The 20,011-nt window shown below is 38.8% G+C and carries 14 protein-coding genes and 3 tRNA genes; 6 read left to right on the top strand and 11 right to left on the bottom strand.

Annotated features, from left to right (window positions below):
* Positions 1-168 precede the first annotated feature (168 nt).
* On the bottom strand, positions 169-744 hold the full coding sequence (locus BBI00_RS03365; protein WP_065397442.1) for a Crp/Fnr family transcriptional regulator: 576 nt from the start codon (positions 742-744) through the stop codon (positions 169-171).
* 159 nt (positions 745-903) lie between these two features.
* Between BBI00_RS03365 and BBI00_RS03360 the strand changes: the two genes are divergently transcribed.
* Entirely contained in the window at positions 904-1,659 is a 756-nt protein-coding gene (locus BBI00_RS03360) for a helix-turn-helix domain-containing protein (RefSeq protein WP_065397441.1), read from the top strand.
* Between the two features lie 25 nt (positions 1,660-1,684).
* Positions 1,685-2,848, top strand: coding sequence for an FAD-dependent oxidoreductase (locus BBI00_RS03355; protein WP_065397440.1), 1,164 nt, complete (start codon positions 1,685-1,687; stop codon positions 2,846-2,848).
* A 654-nt stretch (positions 2,849-3,502) separates the two neighbouring features.
* Here BBI00_RS03355 and BBI00_RS22890 read toward each other — a convergent pair.
* The 5 genes from BBI00_RS22890 to BBI00_RS03330 all read right to left on the bottom strand — a co-directional run bounded on the left by BBI00_RS22890 (position 3,503) and on the right by BBI00_RS03330 (position 7,309).
* The gene (locus BBI00_RS22890) at positions 3,503-4,927 is read right to left on the bottom strand and encodes a tetratricopeptide repeat protein (protein ID WP_083988410.1); all 1,425 of its coding nucleotides are present in this window, start codon (positions 4,925-4,927) and stop codon (positions 3,503-3,505) included.
* A 154-nt stretch (positions 4,928-5,081) separates the two neighbouring features.
* The gene (locus BBI00_RS03345) at positions 5,082-6,578 is read right to left on the bottom strand and encodes a tetratricopeptide repeat protein (RefSeq protein WP_065397439.1); all 1,497 of its coding nucleotides are present in this window, start codon (positions 6,576-6,578) and stop codon (positions 5,082-5,084) included.
* Positions 6,579-6,962: 384 nt separating this feature from the next.
* Positions 6,963-7,035, bottom strand: a tRNA-Lys gene (locus BBI00_RS03340).
* A 64-nt stretch (positions 7,036-7,099) separates the two neighbouring features.
* A tRNA-Lys gene (locus BBI00_RS03335) sits at positions 7,100-7,172 on the bottom strand.
* A 64-nt stretch (positions 7,173-7,236) separates the two neighbouring features.
* Positions 7,237-7,309 (bottom strand) — tRNA-Lys (locus BBI00_RS03330).
* Between the two features lie 262 nt (positions 7,310-7,571).
* Between BBI00_RS03330 and BBI00_RS03325 the strand changes: the two genes are divergently transcribed.
* The 3 genes from BBI00_RS03325 to BBI00_RS03315 all read left to right on the top strand — a co-directional run bounded on the left by BBI00_RS03325 (position 7,572) and on the right by BBI00_RS03315 (position 9,747).
* Positions 7,572-8,027, top strand: coding sequence for a MarR family winged helix-turn-helix transcriptional regulator (locus tag BBI00_RS03325; protein ID WP_065397438.1), 456 nt, complete (start codon positions 7,572-7,574; stop codon positions 8,025-8,027).
* A gap of 8 nt (positions 8,028-8,035) precedes the next feature.
* Positions 8,036-8,539, top strand: coding sequence for a transposase (locus tag BBI00_RS03320; protein ID WP_065397437.1), 504 nt, complete (start codon positions 8,036-8,038; stop codon positions 8,537-8,539).
* 173 nt (positions 8,540-8,712) lie between these two features.
* A complete protein-coding gene (locus BBI00_RS03315; protein WP_065397436.1) occupies positions 8,713-9,747 on the top strand; it encodes a S66 family peptidase in 1,035 nt (344 codons plus the stop codon).
* A 380-nt stretch (positions 9,748-10,127) separates the two neighbouring features.
* Here BBI00_RS03315 and BBI00_RS03310 read toward each other — a convergent pair whose 3' ends face one another.
* Genes BBI00_RS03310 through BBI00_RS03300 form a run of 3 tightly spaced genes read right to left on the bottom strand, consistent with a single transcriptional unit; the run spans position 10,128 to position 14,104 of the window.
* The gene (locus BBI00_RS03310; RefSeq protein ID WP_065397435.1) at positions 10,128-11,720 is read right to left on the bottom strand and encodes an efflux MFS transporter permease; all 1,593 of its coding nucleotides are present in this window, start codon (positions 11,718-11,720) and stop codon (positions 10,128-10,130) included.
* Positions 11,720-12,778: an HlyD family secretion protein gene (locus BBI00_RS03305; RefSeq protein WP_065397434.1), complete on the bottom strand. Its 1,059-nt coding sequence runs from the start codon at positions 12,776-12,778 to the stop codon at positions 11,720-11,722. The genes BBI00_RS03310 and BBI00_RS03305 overlap by 1 nt, the downstream gene beginning before the upstream one ends.
* A gap of 3 nt (positions 12,779-12,781) precedes the next feature.
* Complete coding sequence (locus BBI00_RS03300; RefSeq protein ID WP_065397433.1) at positions 12,782-14,104, bottom strand: TolC family protein; 1,323 nt, start codon at positions 14,102-14,104, stop codon at positions 12,782-12,784.
* Between the two features lie 132 nt (positions 14,105-14,236).
* On the opposite strand from BBI00_RS03300, the gene BBI00_RS03295 reads away from it, so the two are divergent.
* Complete coding sequence (locus tag BBI00_RS03295; protein WP_065397432.1) at positions 14,237-15,046, top strand: AraC family transcriptional regulator; 810 nt, start codon at positions 14,237-14,239, stop codon at positions 15,044-15,046.
* 329 nt (positions 15,047-15,375) lie between these two features.
* Here BBI00_RS03295 and BBI00_RS03290 read toward each other — a convergent pair whose 3' ends face one another.
* Entirely contained in the window at positions 15,376-18,861 is a 3,486-nt protein-coding gene (locus tag BBI00_RS03290; RefSeq protein WP_065397431.1) for a glycosyltransferase family 117 protein, read from the bottom strand.
* A 172-nt stretch (positions 18,862-19,033) separates the two neighbouring features.
* Positions 19,034-19,822 carry an SDR family oxidoreductase gene (locus tag BBI00_RS03285; protein ID WP_065397430.1) on the bottom strand — a complete coding sequence of 263 codons (789 nt, stop codon included), beginning with the start codon at positions 19,820-19,822 and terminating at the stop codon, positions 19,034-19,036.
* Positions 19,823-20,011: the final 189 nt, after the last annotated feature.

Raw genomic sequence — 20,011 nt, 5'->3', positions numbered from 1 at the left:
TGCAGGACAAATTCTGATCTATCACTTGACAAATGAAAAGAAATGAGATTTTGTTACCGGAAGCAGAAAAAGAGTTTGGATAACTAATCCCCTAAAATTAATAAAGCAAAGATTATAGTTGCTATAAAGATTCAAATTACTTCCTTCTTCCAGCTTCCTGACTTCACACTATTTAATCTCTCTCCTTATCCTGCTCAGTGAGCTGTCTTTGATGCCCAGGTAAGACGCAATAATCTTTAAGGGAACATGCTGAAAGATATCCGGATCTTTCTTCATCAGATTGGAATACCTCGTTGATGCTTTCTGGCTGGCCATTTCGATCAGCCGGTCATGGATGCTGTAATAATTCAGAACAAAGAGAAGTCTGCTGAACTCTCTGAATTCAGGAATATTATGGAAGTTATGCTGTACATTTTCCAGCCCGGTTGCCCAAAATGTACAGTCGGTAACCGTTTGGTAAATTTCTCTGGTAGGCTGCTGCCTGAAAAAGGATAAAAAATCATTCACAAAACAGGGGGCAGCATAAATATTGGTAGTAATTTCTTCGTTATCTTCATTCAACAGATAAGACCTCACATATCCCTTTTCCAGAAAGAATGTCCGGGTGCTGATGGTATCTTTATCCAGCAAAACAGCATTCGCTTTCAAATCAAAATGGCTGAAAGTTTCTGTAATCTGCTCCACCACTTCATCTTTGATGCTGAATAAGGAATGAAAATAATTGTTGATCGATGATTTATCCATGGAATACTGCAATAATACAGGCTAAAATAGGAATAATTCTAATGAATGGGCCTATAAATAAATGTCATATTGTCTTTTTGACTCAAATTGTATTTATTGGATGATCTGCAATTCCTTACCTTTATCTTTGTATTTTCATACACAAGAATATAACGATTTATGGATAACGGTTTTCATTTCCACTTCATTGAGCCTGAACGGAGTATTTCGGATTTTGTAGAAAATCTGGGAACATTCTCTAATCAGTCGCAGGAAGCGAAAGAAGTGGTTATCATTCCGGATGGGAGAATTGATTTGTTTTTTATCCAGTCTTCCGCCCAGCCCTTTCAGGTAGCCCTTATAGGTCTTGAAACCTACCCGGATCAAAGGCTGATCCTTCCGTTTACCAAGGCTTTTGTAGTGAGTTTCAAGCCTCTTGCTGTTGAATATATTTTAAAAACTTCCATTGCCGATATATTAAATACAGCCAGGAATCTTCCGGATGATTTCTGGGATTTTAAGGCGGACGATCTTCAAAATTTTGAACTCTGTTGTACAAAAGCGGTACAAAAGATCAAAGAACTGATTCCTCAGAAAAGGGATGAAAGAAAACACAAACTTTTTGAACTTATCTACGCTTCAAAAGGTGAAATGAGTGTGCATGAACTTTCTGAAAAAACAGGATGGAGCAGCAGACAGATCAATCGTTATTTCACAAAACAGCTGGGGCTTTCATTAAAAGCCTACTCTACAGTTTTACGTTTCAGGGCCTCTTTGGAACATATTGCTCACGGTAAATTGTTTCCTGAACTTAATTATACGGATCAAAACCATTTCATCAAAGAAGTGAAAAAATTTTCAGGGGTTGCGCCCCGGGAATTATCAAAAAATAAAAACGACCGATTTATACTATTATCAGTACTGAAGGGAAAGTAATTTTGTCCTGTAAAATTTAAAAGAAATGCTGATAAACAATAAATCAATCGCCATTATTGGCGGTGGTCCTGCCGGGCTTACCCTGGCCAGACTTTTACAGTTGAAAAATGCCAATGTAAAAGTCTATGAAAGAGATATCAATCAATATGCCCGTGTACAGGGCTCTCCTCTCGATATGCATGAAGATTCCGGGCTGGCGGCCATCCGTAAGGCCGGACTTCTGGAAGAGTTTAAAAACACCTTCCGGCCGGGAGCTGATAAAACCCTGATCGTCAATGAACAAGCTGAAATCCTGTTCAGCGATCATCAAATGAAACCTGATGAAGATTTTGGTGCGGAACACTTCCGGCCTGAAATAGACCGGGCGCCTCTAAGAAAGATGCTGCTGAATTCGCTGAAACCCGAAACCGTGGTCTGGGACAGTCATTTCACCGCTATGGAACCTCACCATGAAGGCTGGCTGCTTCATTTTAAAAACGGAACCTCAGAGTATGCGGACCTCGTTATTGCTTCTGATGGTGCCAATTCCAAAATACGCCATTATCTTAATGATAATCAACCTGTTTACTCAGGAATCATCATGCTTGAAGGAAATGTTTCAAAAGAAAAAGCACCCCATATTAACGCCCTGATCAATGGTGGTAAAATCATGGCTTTCGGGAACACAAAAAATATATTGATGGGCCAAAAAGGCAATGGTGACCTGGGCTTCTATGCCAGCTTTAAAGCGGATGAAAACTGGGTTTCTGAAAGCGGGCTGGACTTTTCTGATCCTTTACAGGTCCTGAATTGGTTTAAAGAAACGTATCCGGAATGGAGCGAAGTATGGTACGAATTGTTTGAAAATGCCATGTCTCCTTTCGTTCCAAGACCCATCTATTATATGCCATTGGATCAGACCTGGGAAGCCAGACCCAACCTGACGATGATAGGTGATGCTGCACACGTAATGCCGCCATTTGCCGGTGAAGGTGCTAATATGGCCATGCTTGATGCTCTGGAATTGAGTGAATGTTTAACAGACAACCGCTACAATACTTTACAGGACGCTATTTTCGATTATGAGAACAATATGCGCAAACGGGCAGCAGCAGCCACAAAAGATTCTCTTGAAAATGGGGAAAGAATGCATTCTGAAAATGCTCTGACGACAATGCTGGAATTCTTCAACGGTCATTTGGAGTCATAATAAAAAAAGGCTGTCTCCATAGCAGAGACAGCGACTTTTTCCCTCTTAAGTAATTTTTTTTCTCTCCATTTTTAGATCCTGATTCGGAGATTCATTTGTGTTATACTTTCACTGATTAATGGAATAATTAATTAAAAAAATCAGTTCAGCAACTATTTTGTATTAAAAATCTTCCACAAAACTATATTTTAAATTCAAAAACACATAAAAACATCCTACTACACATATACAACATTCGCTCAAACAATTGATAAACAGAAAATTATAAATAAGTGCATTTTTGGATCAATTTTAAAATAAAATCAGAAACACAGAAAAAACAATAGGATACGTAGAAAAAAACAGACAAAATCTGATCTTGAATTTACTGCAAAAGATTATCATTTATTATCAGGTTATCTGTAAAATATGAATGTATAGAGATACAATCTCCGGTTGGTACAAATTTTTTACGGCATTTCAACATAAAATGTAAACAACTACATATCAAACATTTACATTTTTATTTTTGAACTGTAGTATTCGTGTAGTATAGTTTTTTTTTCTTATCTGGTCAAAATTTTTCAAATTTGAGCAAATGCCACTAAAAAATACAGGTGGCGAAAAGAGAATATTTCGAGTGCTGTCTGACCTGATGAATCAGACAGTTTTTTTTTATCCTAAAGCATCAAAAAAATCATAGGTATCAATTTCTCCGGGAATATTCAGTTTTTTCCTGATCCTGTATTTTTTTTGCTGAACGGTTCTGTGCTGTACCAAAGTATAGTTTGCAATCTCCTTGGAGGTAAAATGAAGTTTCAACATGGCACAAAAAACAAGTTCTGAGTTTTCCAGACCTGAATTGATGGTAAGGAGCTTGTCTATGAAGCCGGGATAGACTTCTTTAAAACGGTTCAGAAAGTCAGGATCATTGCTTCGTCCCAGCTCTATGATTTCGTCCTGTTTATTATCATTCATCCTGGTTTTCAACTGCTCTGCTTCGAGTTTAAGATCCTTTTTTCTTTTTCTGAGCAGACTTATTACCCTCCAGGCATATATTCCTAGTAATGAAAGACCCGCTATTGAGAAGAGAATCACCCACTGTAAATTGTTTTTATGCTTTTCCGTATTTTCTTCAGTAAGGGTAATAAAGGATTGCATATCCTGATTAATTGTTGCCAGTAAAGCGGTATTGGTCCTGCTTTTAGCTTCTGTATAGGCATTGAGATAAAAATAGGCTTTCTCCTTATTCCCCATCCTGTCATACAGGGTCCTGAGATCGTTATAGATATATTTGGTATACTGAGAAAAGATACGGCGGGTTTTTTTATCAATCTCCAGAGCCCGTAAAAATTCTTTTTCGGCGTTTTCAGGCTGTCCGTAGGTAAGGTAATATTCCCCCATAATGGTGTGTATATTGAGAGTAATGGCATCTTCCCGTTTTTTTAAACTCATTTGGTTATAGGCCCTGGTAATATACTTATAGGCAGAATCTTTATTCTTGTGCATGTATACATAATCACTTATGGCACAATCAGCAATACCGGTATCATCAAATTTTCTTGCTTTATTAAAGTATTCTAAAGCTTTTTTATATTGTTCTTTCTGCACATAATATTCGCCCTGTCTGATATAGACATTATAAAGAACCGTATTTTTCAGTTGGGAACCTGTGACCTTTTGAATACAGCTCAGTGCTGTATTATTATATTCAAGAGCTTTGTCCCTTCTTCCCAGCTCATTATTAAGCCGGCCATAATTATTATAAAATATAGCTTTATGAATATTACTTTCCGAGTCTTTTAATATTTTTCCTGCATTATCAAACAGTATTTTTGATTTCTGATAATTTTCCAGGGAGATATTAATCTGTGCCAGATTTATATAGCATAATGCTTTACCGTCCTCATATCCTTCCTGCTCTGCTTTTTTATAATATTGTTTATTAAGACTGACCAGTGAATCATATTCCCCTGAAAGCCGAAGTCTTTCATTTTTCGTCATCAATGGAATATCAAAGTTTTTTTCACGTTCTTTCTGAGAATGAGAATGGCATGAAACTAAGACAATAAGTAAAACCAAAAGAAAAATACGTATCATATACTTCTTTAATTTAAGCTGAAATTCCTGTATAAATTAAGTTAAAAGAATAACTTTATAAAGTGATAAATATTATATTTTCTTTAATTATTTATGATATTTTTTGAAAAACTATGCAATACACAATGTTCAAAAAGCAGAATTCTCTATATCTTCATCCTGTTATATTGTCGAAGAATTCGTAGATATCTGTTTCACCGGAGATACTGAGCCTTTTTCTGATCCTGTATTTTTTTTGCTGAACAGATTTATGTTGTACGAAAGTATAATCTGCAATTTCTTTAGATGAAAAGCGCAGTTTCAGCATGGCACAGAAAGCCAGTTCCGAATTTTCAAGATCAGGATTTATTTTTAAAAGTGTACTGATAAAATCCGGATATAACTCTCTGAATTTCAATAAAAAAGCCGAATCATTTTTTTTAGCCAGTCCAATCACTTCTTCAAGCTGTTTGGTATGCACATGATTTTTGAGTTCATCCGTTTCTATCTTCAGCTTTCTTTTTTTCTGCTTCATGTCATTGACTACCTTTCTGACATATACTCCTGAGACTGTGAGTACGGTAATAGACAGAGCGATAAACAAAGGCAGCTCATTTTTATGCCAGTCGGATTCTTTTTTCACTTCAGAGATAAAAATTTCCGTAGCCTTATTCATTGAAGCCATACGGGCAGCATTGATCCTTCCTTCTTCTTCCATATACAGTTTTAGATAGTGGTAGGCTTTGCCCCCGTCATTCTTTTTCCTGTACAGTTCTGCCAAAGCTTTATACACCCCGTTGATATGGGTAGAATAGGTACGTCTTGTTTTTATATTGATCTCAAGTGCCTTTTTCAGGGCTTCTTCAGCTTTGCTGTTATTATTGACCTCATTGTAATAATACCCCATCGTAAAATATACCCAGAGGGATTCTACATCACTTGTTTTCTGGCTGAGCATTTTCTGATCTGCCCTTGATACATATACTCCTGCAGAATCCGGCTGGCGGGTATACAGATAATATTGGGCAACCATACAGTTGCTGTACGCTGAATTTTCCAGTGCATTACCTTTAAGGAAACATTTCAGGGAGGTTCCCGGCCATCCTTTTTTAGCATAATAAATCCCCCGGTTGATATACAGCCTTGACTGCAGCTTTGTTTTCAGCGCAGAATTTTTCGCCTGCTTCAAATAATAAAATGCTTTATTGTCATATGCTATTGCCTTATCATACAATTCAAGATGAGAATAATACAAACCATAGTCGTTATAGAACAGTGCCTTATGATACATATTCCCGGAGTTTTCCAGATCTTTTTCCGCCTTGTTGAAAAAGAACAGGGCTTTTTCATAATTTCCGGCAGAAACATTGACATCTGCAATATTGAGATAGCAAAGTCCTTTCCCTGCGGGATAGTTCATCTTTGCAGCTTTCTTCAGATATTCTATATTAAACCTGATAAGGGCTTCGTATTCACCGGAAAGCTGAAGTTCTGAATTCCGTTTGAGCAGTGTAGTATCGAAATGGTCTCTCTCCTTTTCTCCGGAACTTTTGCTGCACGATATCATAAGCAGCAGTAGCCCCATAAAAATTGAGCTGATGATGGCTTTAGCCAAGATCTCCAGATATGTTTTATAATTTTTAATACGGTCAGGTTTTGAATTGATTATCATTCTGCCGGTATATAAGCCTAAACATTAAATACTGACATCTGATTCTTTTTTAACATTATTTGTTATAAATATACATAATTTCAATAAAAAAACAGGGCATTCTTACCAAATATTAACATCAGCAATACTCTACTTTTTTAGTGAAATAAGAAGACAATAATCCCTGATAAAGCCGGTATTAACAAAACAATCCGGCTAAAATCAAATGATATCCTGATGAGCATTATATCCGGATAATAGTACTTATTTTTTACAAAAAAAAGGGTTCAGACAGATAGTTGAAACAGACACTATTCCGCTCTGTTTTTCACCTCAGATTGATTCATAACGAAATAGACATATAAAACAAAAAAGAACTACTGTGTGAGTAGTTCTTTTTATTTGTGACCCGGCTGGGATTCGAACCCAGGACCCATACATTAAAAGTGTATTGCTCTACCAGCTGAGCTACCGAGTCGGCCACTTATTTCTAAGTAATTTTTGTTTAAGGAACTGCCTTATGAGGTGTTCTCTTTTGTTTGTGACCCGGCTGGGATTCGAACCCAGGACCCATACATTAAAAGTGTATTGCTCTACCAGCTGAGCTACCGAGTCGGCCACTTATTTCTAAGTAATTTTTATTTAAGGAACTGCCTTATAAAGTGTTCTCTTTTATTTGTGACCCGGCTGGGATTCGAACCCAGGACCCATACATTAAAAGTGTATTGCTCTACCAGCTGAGCTACCGAGTCGGCCACTTACTTTTCTAAGTAAATCCCTTTGTTTAAGGGACTGCAAAGATAGGAAAATCTCCTTTAAATACAAGCTTTTCACGCTTTTTTATCAGGAAAGTTTGATTAAAATAATTAAACATCTGTTTATAAATTAATTACGGAAAATTATTTTTTCAGAAAATCATAACCGTCCCCCATTTTTAATGGATGAAAAATTATTTTGTCAGTTTAAAAATAAAATATATCTTAGCAACTAAGATATTAATACAATAAGATAATTATGAAAAAAAATATTCATGAACAATTCAGGGAAGCCAGCAGACAATATTCAGATGCTTCTATTTTCATGCATGAAGCTATTGCGAGAAAAGCGGGATTATCCAGCGCTGATCATAAGTATCTGGGTCTGATCTTGCCATATGATACCATAACAGCCGGTGAAATTTCAAAACTGACAGGGCTTACTACCGGAGCGGTCACGGGATTAATCGACCGCCTGGAAAAAAAAGAGCTTGTTAAAAGGCAATTCACAAAAGAAGACCGGAGAAAGGTGCTCATCATTCCCCATGTTGAAAACAGTATGAAATTGCTGGGGCCTGTTTTTGAAACACTACAGCAGAAAACCATGCAGCTGGTCTCAACTTTTTCTGAAGATGAAATAAAAACCATCGAACGCTATTTCAAAGGAGCTACAGCAATCATGCAGGAAACCGCCAATGACTTAAACAAAACATAATATAAATCATGGAAAGCTTAACAACAACTGATGTAGCACGTGCAGAGATCTGGCTCTGCATCACAACACTACTCTATTTTATGATGAATGGTGCCCAGATCTTTGAGACACTTGTATTTGTACCGCAATGGGTGTCTTCACCTCCGCAGAATTTTAAATTACTGCTGGATGGAAAAGGAGTAAGCCTGAAAATATTCTGGATTATATTTCATTCTGTACACGAAATCGCCTTTATTCTTGCTCTTGTCTTTTGCTGGAAAATAGATCCGGTAAGAAACTGGCTTTTGATTCTGTTTATTGCACATATTGCAGTAAGAGCCTGGACGCTGATATTTTTTGCCCCCAACATTATCGATTTTCAAAAGCTGGCAGAAACTTCAGTTATCCCAGAGAATCTGGCTTCCAGAACCTCAGCCTGGCAAACCCTTAATTATATACGTGTTACCATTTTCATTGCTATTTCTATAGGATTGATTCCTCTGTGTATCAAAGTATTGAATCTCCGGTCATAAGCAGATCAGATAGTAAGATCAGACTATTCCAGGTTTCCAGAGACTTATCTTTGTATTTCTTCCAGAGATGTGCTATTTTTGAAAGAAATAGAGCTAAAGACCTTTAACTGATTTATTCTTCAACAGATAAATCACCATATTCTCAGTTCTCTGTTTTAAATCGTTCAATATTTATGAAATTAATTACACCCAAGAGATTAACCAGCGGTGATAAAGTAGCCACTATTTCCATGTCATGGGGAGCTGCCGGTGAACTGCCACACCGTTATCTGAAAGGAAAAGAAAGATTAGACCGGATTTTCAATCTGGAAGTCACTGAAACTAAAAATGCTTTGCAACCGGCCCAATGGATTTATGAGCATCCGGAAGCCAGAGCTCAGGATCTTATGGAAGCATTTTCAGATCCTTCCATAAAAGCTGTTATTTCCAATATTGGTGGTGATGACAGTATCCGAATGCTGAAATATATTGATCTGGAGATTATTAAAAACAACCCTAAAATATTTCTGGGATTTTCTGACAGTACGATTACTCATTTTATCTGTCTGAAAGCAGGTTTAGGTTCTTTCTACGGCACTTCCCTATTGGTAGGATTTGCTGAAAACGAAGCCATGCATAAATATCAGATCGATGATATCAACAGAACCTTATTTTCACCTTCCGTAATCGGACAGGTTCATCCGAACAAAGAAGGCTGGACTACAGAATTTCTTGACTGGTTTGATATTTCCCTACAGGACATAAAAAGAAAACTGACACCTCCTGCAGGTTGGCGCTTTATCAGAGGAAACTCTATCGTACAAGGACCACTGATCGGAGGTTGCATGGAGGTTCTGGAAATGCTGAAAGGAACAGATTACTGGCCAGATCAGGAAGTTTGGAAAGGCTGCATCCTGTTTTTTGAAACTTCAGAAGATAAACCCAAGCCGGAATACGTAAGATGGTGGCTGAGAAACTATGCCTCTATGGGAATTCTGGGAAATGCCAAAGGTATTATTTTCGGACGTCCTTACGATAATCTGTACGCGGAAGCCTATGAAACGGAAATCCTTAAAGTACTTGACGAAGAAGGTTTATATGATTTTCCTGTGATCACTCAGATGGATTTCGGGCATACCTGTCCTACGTTTACACTTCCTTATGGAAGGCTTGCAGAGATCAATTGTATAGAGCAGACATTTTCAATCCTGGAAAGTGGGGTTCTTTAAAATTAAAAATAGGGATTAAAAGTAAATTTCCGGCGGCTTTCAGCCGCCGGAAATCAATCCCGAAATCTCATCTTTTATTCATTATTACGTTTTACTGTAGCTGTATCCCTAATTATACCGTACAATATACTGAGAATGCTTCTAAGCTTCAATGACAAAAAAGACAGTTCCGGTCATTCTATTCTACCATTGACAATAAAAAAGACTGCCTTCTAAAGACAGTCTTACCACTCTTACTATAAAATTAGCTAATAAGCTATACTTTCCGGTATAAAAACCTTTATAATTATAAAAGGAAAAGAAATCCCGCCATCCCTGCATGATCAACAGAATAAATAAAACCCGTAAGTGAAAGGAGCTGATTTAATCATACATTATGGTTACGCAGGAGATAATCTGCGGGATTTCAAATAAAGTGCCGTACGGTTCAGATAGGGGAAAAGCACGATCAGCAACAGAAAACCTGCAAGAAGCCATATCATCATTTCATAATAATCCATAGCAAAACGTACATGATCCTGTACATTCATCCTTCCCAGCAATAGTTTATTGGAAGCCTTTACAGCGTGATCTTCGGGCATCCCTCTTGCGGTAAGCTTAGCTGTCTGCTTATGAAGAAAGTCTTTTACAAAAGGCTCTACCGCACTCAGATGATCCTGAAAGGCATTGTAATGACGGCTCTTTTCATAAAGTTCAAAAAAGTTGATCAGGGCAATGCTGACACAAAAACCCAGATAACGTATTGCTAACCCCATTGCTGCAGCTGACGGACCAATAGAAGCGGGAACGGAGGATATAATAAAAATAATAGTAGGAACCATGATCAGCCCCACACCCAATCCCTGTAGCAATAACGGAATATAGTAATTGAACTCATCCGCCTGCACATCAAAGGAATAATACATCAAAACATAAAACAGCAGCAGCATTAAAAACCCCGGTACCCAGATATACTGTATTCTCTTCTTCTGCAAAACCATACAGCACGCAATAATGACCCCAATGATCAGTCCTGAAAGATTGAAAACATTGATATACGATATATAAAACGGATCAAGATGCAGTTCTGTGGCAAAATAAGTATTGGTAATCCCGGAAGCAAAACGGCAGATATACATTACGAAGAGGACCATCAGCCCTACTTTAAAATTCCTGTAGCGGAAAACTCTCAGATCAATATAGGGTCTTTTGATCGAATGCTGACGGAATAAAGATATTCCTCCCAGAATAATGATCGCAATGACGCTTCCTGAAATCCGTTGATCTTCCAGCCAGTAATACTCCTGTCCGAAAATAGCAATGTACCCGATAAGCACCAGAATGGTACTGAGCACCGCAAAACTCTGCCAATCCAGCTTATACAAATGAAACCGGGCGTGAGTCCTGTAATTGCTCATGGCAAAGGTCAGGAAAATAAGCCCCGGCAGGTATGAAAATATAGCGGTTTTGTAGACGATATTAAAATTATAGGAGTCTATAAGATCCACTGTAATCAGATTATTGAAAGGCAGGGCGCAGATCAGGATACCGAAGAATACCGAGAAACTGATCTCCCGCCCTCTTTCACTGCTCAGCCTGGTGAAAATCAGCGTAAGTGAAAGGTTTACATTTCCGGCAAACAGCATCCCCTGAATAAAACGTACCGGAAAGAGCACATATATTTCACGGGTGAAATAGCAGATAAGGCAAGCCATTATCTGTAAGGTTGTAAATAATAGAAAATATTCTTTAGCAGCCAGAAAACTGAAAAATCTTCTTTCCAGACTGTAAAAGCCAACGTATCCTGCATAGAACAGAGCTACTGCAAACTGAATATCAGCAGGCTCGCTTCCGTAATATCCTGCGGCAGCATTCACATTGGCCAGCGGCAGAAAGAATATAATGATTCCCGGCAGCGTCATGGCAAAAAGGATGATTTTCACAAGCCATTCCGGGGCCCATCTTTTAAAGAAAGGCATTTGTCTTTTAGTCATCAGGAATGCTTTTTATTAGCATATACATTCACGTTCATTCCCATTTTAAGGATATCAATATCTTTTCGTTTCCCATCCACTCTGATCCTCACAGGAATACGCTGTACAATTTTCACATAATTTCCGGTAGAATTATCGGGTGGCAGCAGTGAGAAACTGGACCCCGTAGCGGGTGAAAGTGAGATTATCGTTCCCTGAAACTCCCTGTCCGGATAGGAATCAGCAACTATTTTCACACGATCGCCAATATGCATATCTCTGATCTGAGTTTCTTTATAATTGGCCACTACCCATTTATCGGTTTCATTATTAACGATAAATGCAAGGGTTTCTCCGGCGTCAATCATCTGCCCCACTTCAACGGTTCTCCGTCCCATTCTTCCATCATACGAAGCTACAACTGCCGTATAGCTCACATCCAGTTTGTGGCGGTTCAGCAGTGCTTCCAATCTGGCAATTTCTGCCTGTACTACTGTTTTCTCAGCCCGGATGTCATTTATTTTAGATAAGGATGCAGCGTAATTGTCCTGTGACGACTGATATTCGCTTTCATTCACATCCAATGCTGCTTTCACATCTTCAAGGCGCTGTTTTGTGGCAGATTCCTCGTCATAAAGCTTTTTGTAACGGTTGTAATCAAGCTGCTGCTTCCATACTTTTGCTTTGCCGGCTTCTACCTGTGCCTGTGCAGAAGCTGCTTCTTTTTCGGTAGTGCCGGTGTTGCTCTCCAGTACTTTCAGTTCGGCACGGGCTTTCTGAAGGGCGGCCTGGGTCTGCTGCTGCTGAAGAACATATTCACGGTTGTCTATCAGCAAAAGGGTATCACCTTTCTTTACTTCCTGATTTTCTTCAAATTTTACTGCTACAATAAATCCTCCGGCTCTTGAAATTACCGGATTGATGTATTCCTGAACCTGCGCATCATTGGTTTGCTCATACTGGTAATAGCTTTTAAGGGTAAAAGCGCCCCAGACAGCAAGTGCGGCAACGATAAAGACGGAAATCCAGCCTGTAATTTTTGTAATCAGCCTGTCGGTGGGAGTATATTTTTTTTTCATTGTTTATAAAACGCCTGTGATATTTTGTAGTAAATAATAATTGTTCTGGGCCATGATTTTTGCGGCTTCCAATTCAAACTTTGTCTGAAGAAGCTGTATATCTGCATCCAGAAGTTCTGTAATGAGGGAAGTCTGGTTGAAGTAGGTATTTTTGATAATTCTGGCATTTTCCTTTGCCTGGGCTACATTGGTTTCAGCAACTCTGATCTGTTCCAAAGCTTCCTGATATCGCAAATAGGCTTCTTTTACCTGTTGTCTTACTTTATCTTCCGTATCTTTATGTACCTCTTCCTCTTTTTCAAATTCCAGTGCTGCGGCTTTCACTTTCTGCGTGTTGTGATAAAGGGAGGAAATGGAAAACGAAGCTTTTACCCCGATAATTCCCAATGAGTACCAATACGGATTGTAAGGATAAAGGAAGATCTGCGGATTGGCATAATAAAACTCCCCGTACATACCTATTTTCGGTCTTACATTGGCTTTTACCTGCTTGAGTTTAATCCTGCTCAATTCTGTCTGCTGCTCTGAAACATGATAATCAAAAGAGTGATCCAGTGCCATTTTCAGATATTCATGATAGGTTGTATTTTCATCCCACTCACTGAAGGGAGCTTCAGGGATGACCACCTGCTCATCAGGAATTCCCAGAATAATATTCAGCTTCTGGGTGGCGATAAGGATATCATTTTCAATGGTCGTCAAAGTCATTTTCCGTTTGGAAAGTTCAAGCTCTACCCTCAGCACATCACTTTTCAGAACCACACCGTTTTTATACAGGGCCTTTATTTCCTTCAGCTGGGTCATCTGGTCCGCAATATCCTGTCTTATAAGATCTCTGAAAATGAGAGTTTTCTGGAGCTCAAGATAAAGCGCTGCTGTTTTGTAATGAATATCGGAAACGGACTGTTCTTTCCGGATGTCACTGATTTTCTGAAGCGTCTGGTTTTCCTTGATTTTAAGGTTCAGCTTGTTTCCATTGTAAATATTTAAATAAAAATCTGCTCCGGCTCTGTAAAGCGTGTGTATAACTTCGTGTTGGGTAGGTTTGGAAAAAATTCCGTTTTCATAGATGGGAATGTTGGAGGCTTTTTCTGCAGATCCTTTTACTTCTATTTCAGGGAACCTTTCCCTTTTGGCATCTTTTACTTCGGCTTCTGCAATGTCTACACTGATGGTTTTGATTTTAATGTGACGGCTGTTTTCTTCAGCTCTCTGCCATGCTTCTTTTAGGGAAATCCGGATGGTATCGTTCTTTGGACTGCCTGTCTGGGCTGATATAGCATAGGAAGTTCCCAGTATCAGCAGTCCGGTGACATAGATTTTCATTTGAATTTTTCGAATTATTGCACTGCAAATTTATCCTCAATCCGGAAATTTTATTTATCTAAAATAGTCAAGTTTTACATGATTCCGGCCAAATGACTATATTTGCATTTTCATTACCACCAGTTTCTTTTTATGGGATTAATTGCTGCACTTCCGGATATAGACAGGCATGATAAAAGTGTATTTGTCATGCATGAAAAATCAGAAAAACTGATTCCGTTCCACAAACATACCAAAGGACAGCTGAGCTATGTAGAGGGTGGTATTGCTTATATTACCATTGATAACCGCACATATGTGGTTCCTGCCAGACATTTCTTCTGGATTCCGCAGGGAATGGAGCATATTTTAGAGATTGGCCATACCGCCACTGTACTCCGGTCGCTTTATTTCTATGCCCACGATGATGTTTCGGATCCTTTTTATGGTAAACTGGGAATTTATCCTGCCTCGGAATTACTGATTCAAATGATCAAATACACGGAAATCTGGGATGAAAAACATGTAACGGATAAGGATGAAAATTTTGAATTTTTAGTAGCATTAAAGAAGATCTTACCCAAAACCCACAAACAGCCTTTACCGATTATTCTTCCGGCCACTCACAATAAACAGATGATGAGGATAGTCTCCTACCTTGAATGGAATATCAGCGAAAAACTCACATTAGGCAATGTAAGCGCCAGATTCGGGTTGAGTGAACGTTCCATGTCCCGTCTTTTCAAGGCAGATATGGATATTTCCTTTCTTCAGTACCTGAAAACGTTAAGGATCATCAAGGCGATTGAGCTGCTTTTAAATACCGATAAACCCATTAATGAAATTGCGGATGATGTGGGTTACAGCTCCATCAGTGCTTTCAGCGATACTTTTCATGAGTTTACCCGATCCAGGCCATCGGATCTCAGGAAAAGCAGTAAGGCGTTTAAGAATCCTGTATGATAATAAAGTTTTTTTATCACCATCCAAAATCTTTTATCTGACACCTTTTCTTTGAAGGGGAATATTCAGTTGGATGAGTTGAGCATATTTATCTGGAAAAATAATGGCAGGAAAAGTATCGTTTCGCAGATGTCAGTCAAAAAGCCTTAACCATTGAAGGTTAAGGCTTTTTTTAATTACAAACTATATTAAATGAACTTTTAATATCTGATAAAGACTAAGAACTCAAAAAGTTTTTTAAGATGATTCTGCGAAAGAAACAGCTTTTCTTCATAGCACCTTAGTACGTCTTATGGTTTAAATTATTTTTCAAAATCCCATGATTCCATTTACTGTGTAGCTTTGATCATTGCTTTGGTAATCTGTTCTTCCTTCATTTTTGAATAGTTAGAATCCAAAGGTTTTATCACGTCAAATAAATATTGATAAAAAGGAACGATCTGCTGAATATTTTCAGATTCCTTCATGGCTTTTTCTCTTCCCATCTGCTGAAGCCCCTTCACAAAGGAATTGAATTTCTGATCTATCGGCACCACTGATTTCAGTACATAAGCATGAGCCTTTTCATCCTGTCCGGTCATTCTGTAAGCTTCTGTAACGGCAGATACTACCAGTGCATATTCCATAGGTTTTGTGCGTATCTGTTTTCTTGCAGCTGCCCGGAATGAAGGGGAAAGTTTCTGATAATATTCATATTCATCAAATATTCCTTTTTTAAGCCTTTCTGCCAGCTGAAGCCCTTTCTGTTCCTGCCCGGCAACAATATAGCCGGTAACAAGGGAACTCAGTGAGCGTGGATCATCGTATTTTTCAGCAGGAATTTCTCTGGCTGCAAGATCCAACAGTTCCAATGCTTTGGCTTTCTGACCACTGGCCACAAGGGCAGAGACCGCTCTGCTTACAGACATCCTGTACCCAATAATATTGGAAGTAGCTGTTTCATCATAATAAATACCCAGGTCTTTGAAATTTCCCCATTTGTAGTTTTTCACGATATTATAAAGATCATTTGCGTCTACTCTTCCTTTATCTCCATCAGGACCTTGCGGCGTACGGATCGGCACAAGCCTGTAGCTGAACCCGTCAAACTGCAGATAATCATCCAGGTAAAAAATATTTTCACTGTCATACATTCCTCCTGATGAGAAATTGACCGGTCGTTTCCAGTCGAAGTTGGCCAGCATATCAAGCATCATAAGGTTGCTCTTATAAAGCGTATTGGCTTCATAGCTGATTGTAATGTGATCCACTGTAACAGGGAGATCTTCTTTCTTTATAATTCCGGCCTTCACCGCATTTTCTTTGTTGACAGGAAGAATAAATTTATTGACCGGAATAATATTGTATTTCTCATATTCTTTTTCCCCGAAATACATTTTCAGCAGCTCATCTTTTGTGGGAGATTTGGATTTCAGAAATTGTATCGCTTCTTTTAATGTCAGGGAATCCTGGGTCAGATATTTCCTGAATTCCTGGAATTCCGTTTCCGGAGCTCCCTGCTCTTTTAACATGGCAAACAAACCTTCCCAATCTTCTTTCTTCATCAGATAAACCTGATCATTGACCCCGTCTCTGTATTCCTCATGGGTTAGCTCTCCGGGAATTCCCATCGCATTGTAAGTTCTTCTTTTTACCTGGTCAATATTCCATGGAGTGGCCAGAAGTGTAAAATTGACCGTCTTCACATCATCCCTGAACCTCTCTGTTTCCTGAATGGCCCACACCGGGAAAGTATCATTATCACCATAAATGAAAAAAATATCATTTTTTGGCAATGATGCCAGGAATGAATATGCCGAATCATAAGCCGCCGTCTTTTTACTTCTGTCGTGCGGTTTGTAATTCTGGAACCCCATCATAAAAGGAATTCCCAACAGAAGAACTCCCAATACTACATGAGCAGCATTGGACCTTATCCTGGATTGCAGAAACCACAAAACAGCACCGGCTCCGAGGCCGATCCAGATAGCAAAAGCATAGAATGACCCTACCATGGCATAATCTCTTTCCCTTACTTCAAACGGTTTCACGCCTGTATAAAAAACAATACCTACGCTCGTCAGAATAAAAAGGGAAAGAAGGGCATAAAATCTCCCGAAATCCCTGTTCAGCTGAAAAAAGAATCCGATCAGGCCTAAAATCAATGGCAAAAAGAAGAATTTTACGGTACTTTCATTTTTAAATTTGGCGGGAAGATGGTCCTGATTCCCCAGTAAAGCATTATCGATGAATGAAAATCCTGAGATCCAGTTTCCATGGGTATTTTCCATATGCCCCTGAAGGTCGTTCTGTCTTCCTACAAAGTTCCACATCAGATACCGCACAAAATAATATCCGTTCTGAAAGGAAATAAAATAATCCATATTCTGAGCAAAAGAAGGTCTCTGTACTTTGATCAGGTCATAAGGTTTTACCTTCATATAATCTTCTACCATAATGGAATCGTCCTCATATTTGGTCCTCAGCCCGTCAAAGATCTGCTGAGCCTGAGGATTATCTGCCACATCTTCATTATCATAATTGAATGTAAAATCAGGCGCTCCGTACAAAGCAATATAATTGGCCATCACCTCCTTATCTTCTTTAAACATTCTCGGCATAAAGCTTATATGGGATTTATTGAAAACATAATTGAAACGTTCTCCAGTTTTCCTGTACGTTCCGGTTTTCTCATCTTTTTCATAAATATCTCCGGTTATATCTCTTTTATAGCTTCCGTCTTCATTTTTCTCTATTCCGTTTCTATCAAGGAATGCGGTATAATTCTGCCCATAGATGGTAGGCCAGTCTCCGTATTGTTCCCTGTTGTAATAATCCCTCATCCCGATAGCCGTGTCCGGATCGTTCAGGTTCATAGGCGGATTGGCATTGGCCCGGATCGGAATCACCAGCCAGCATGAAAAGCCTATGATCATGTACACAACTGATAAAGCAATGGTCTGATAGATATTTTTTTTTGTTTTTCCTGCATATCTGATCACCAGGTAACAGATAACCGCCATTATAACAAATGCTGCAATCGTCCCGGAATGGAAAGGAAGCCCCAATCCATTGACAAAGAAAATTTCCAGCTTCCCGAACATTGTCATGATCAGAGGGAAAATCATTTTGAACACAAAGGCCAGGACGCCGAGGGTCATCAGGTTGGCGAGTATAAAACTCTTCCAGGTAAAGGTATAGTTTCTGGCATAATAGATCAGGCAGATAGCCGGTATAGCCAGCATACACATCATGTGTACGCCCACGGAAAGACCTATGATAAAGAAAATAAGAATGATCCACCGTTCACTGTCAGCAGCCTTATATTCGTTCTCCCATTTTGTAACAAGCCATACCAGCAATGCGATAAACATAGACGCCATGGAATATACTTCTCCTTCAACTGCTGAAAACCAGAATGTATCGGAAAAGGTAAAGCATAAAGCACCCGTTACTCCTGCAAACAGAATGGCAATTCCCTGATGCCTGGTAATTTCTTCAAAATCTTTATGTAATAGCCGTCTTACGAAATGAGTAATGGTCCAGAACAGGAACAAAATGGTAAATGAACTGCATATTGCCGACATTGCATTGATAACAACTGAATAATTTTCTGCTTTGCCCAATGCAAAAATACTGGCCACGGCTCCCAGAATCTGAAATAAAGCAGCTCCCGGTGCATGGGTAACTTCCAGCTTTACTGCTGAAGAAATATACTCCCCGCAATCCCAGAAACTGAGGGAATGCTCCATGGTAGACAGATAAGTAATCAATGCAATAGCGAAGAGGAACCATCCGAGTACGGTGTTCCATTTTTTAAAAGACCAGTTTTTCATATACTATTTTCCAATAATAGATAGGACAACTGATGGAAAGAATTTATTACATGAAGAAATAAAAATTTTTATTAAATGAGGAGCTGGAATCTGAAAGAAAGAGGCTGGAAATGTTTAGAAACAGGAACATCAACCATCTTGAATTCAATATATAAATCTCATTATCAACAGATTAATACGTATTATTCAGCCCGCCATCCAAAGGAATGCTTGTGCCGGTAAGATAAGAGGCGTATTCAGAAGCCAGAAAGGCGACCAGATGACCATATTCTTCAGTTTTGCCCAGTCTTTTCATAGGAATTTTATTTTCCCTTGCTTTTTTTATTTCTTCTGTAGAATTTCCTGTCTGTTGTGACTCATGGCGGATAAGGTTCTGAATCCTTTCCGTATCGAAATAGCCTGTCAGAACATTATTGACCGTGATTTGGTGCTGAGCGACCTCGTTGGATAAGGTTTTGGCCCAGGCAATCACTGCTGAGCGTATGGAATTCGAAAGCGCCAGATTCCCTATGGGTTCTTTCACAGAGAGTGAGGACACATTGATGATGCGGCCGCTTCCCTGTTTGATCATATGAGGTAAAGCCAGCAAAGTAGTCTCACAGACAGTCTTAAAAAGCAGATCGAAGGCTTTCTGATAATCTTCAACGTTTTTTTCAAGAGCCAGCCCCGGTTCCGGGCCATTGGTATTATTCACAAGAATATCAATAGAATGGATATTAAAATATTCAGTAATGGTTTTCTTATAGCTTTCAAAATCTGAAAAATCTACCGTAAGATACTGATGTCTCTGCTCCGGAGTCACTACAGGTAACGTAGCGATGAAATCCTTAAGTTTTGCTTCATTCCGGGCCATTACAGTGACATTGGCTCCGCATTTTGCCAGTTCAGTGGCTATTCCTGCTCCTATTCCCTGCGTAGCTCCTCCTACCAGTGCATTTTTCGAAAAAAGTTGAATATTCATACCTTTCTATGATTAGAATTTAGTTATATAAAGGTAATAAAAAACCTTCAGAATAATGGGAGCTGAGGTTGGAGATTGTTAAGGATAAGGAATGACTTTCTCCTTCAATTGGTTGTACTAAGGTTAATATCAAAAAAGATTTCTTTTGTGTATCCAATACCTTCGCCCCCAACTTCTTACCTCAATCTT

It is taken from the genome of Chryseobacterium arthrosphaerae (assembly GCF_001684965.1).
Classification (GTDB): Bacteria; Bacteroidota; Bacteroidia; order Flavobacteriales; family Weeksellaceae; genus Chryseobacterium; species Chryseobacterium arthrosphaerae.
This window is presented reverse-complemented; position numbering and strand designations above follow the sequence as displayed.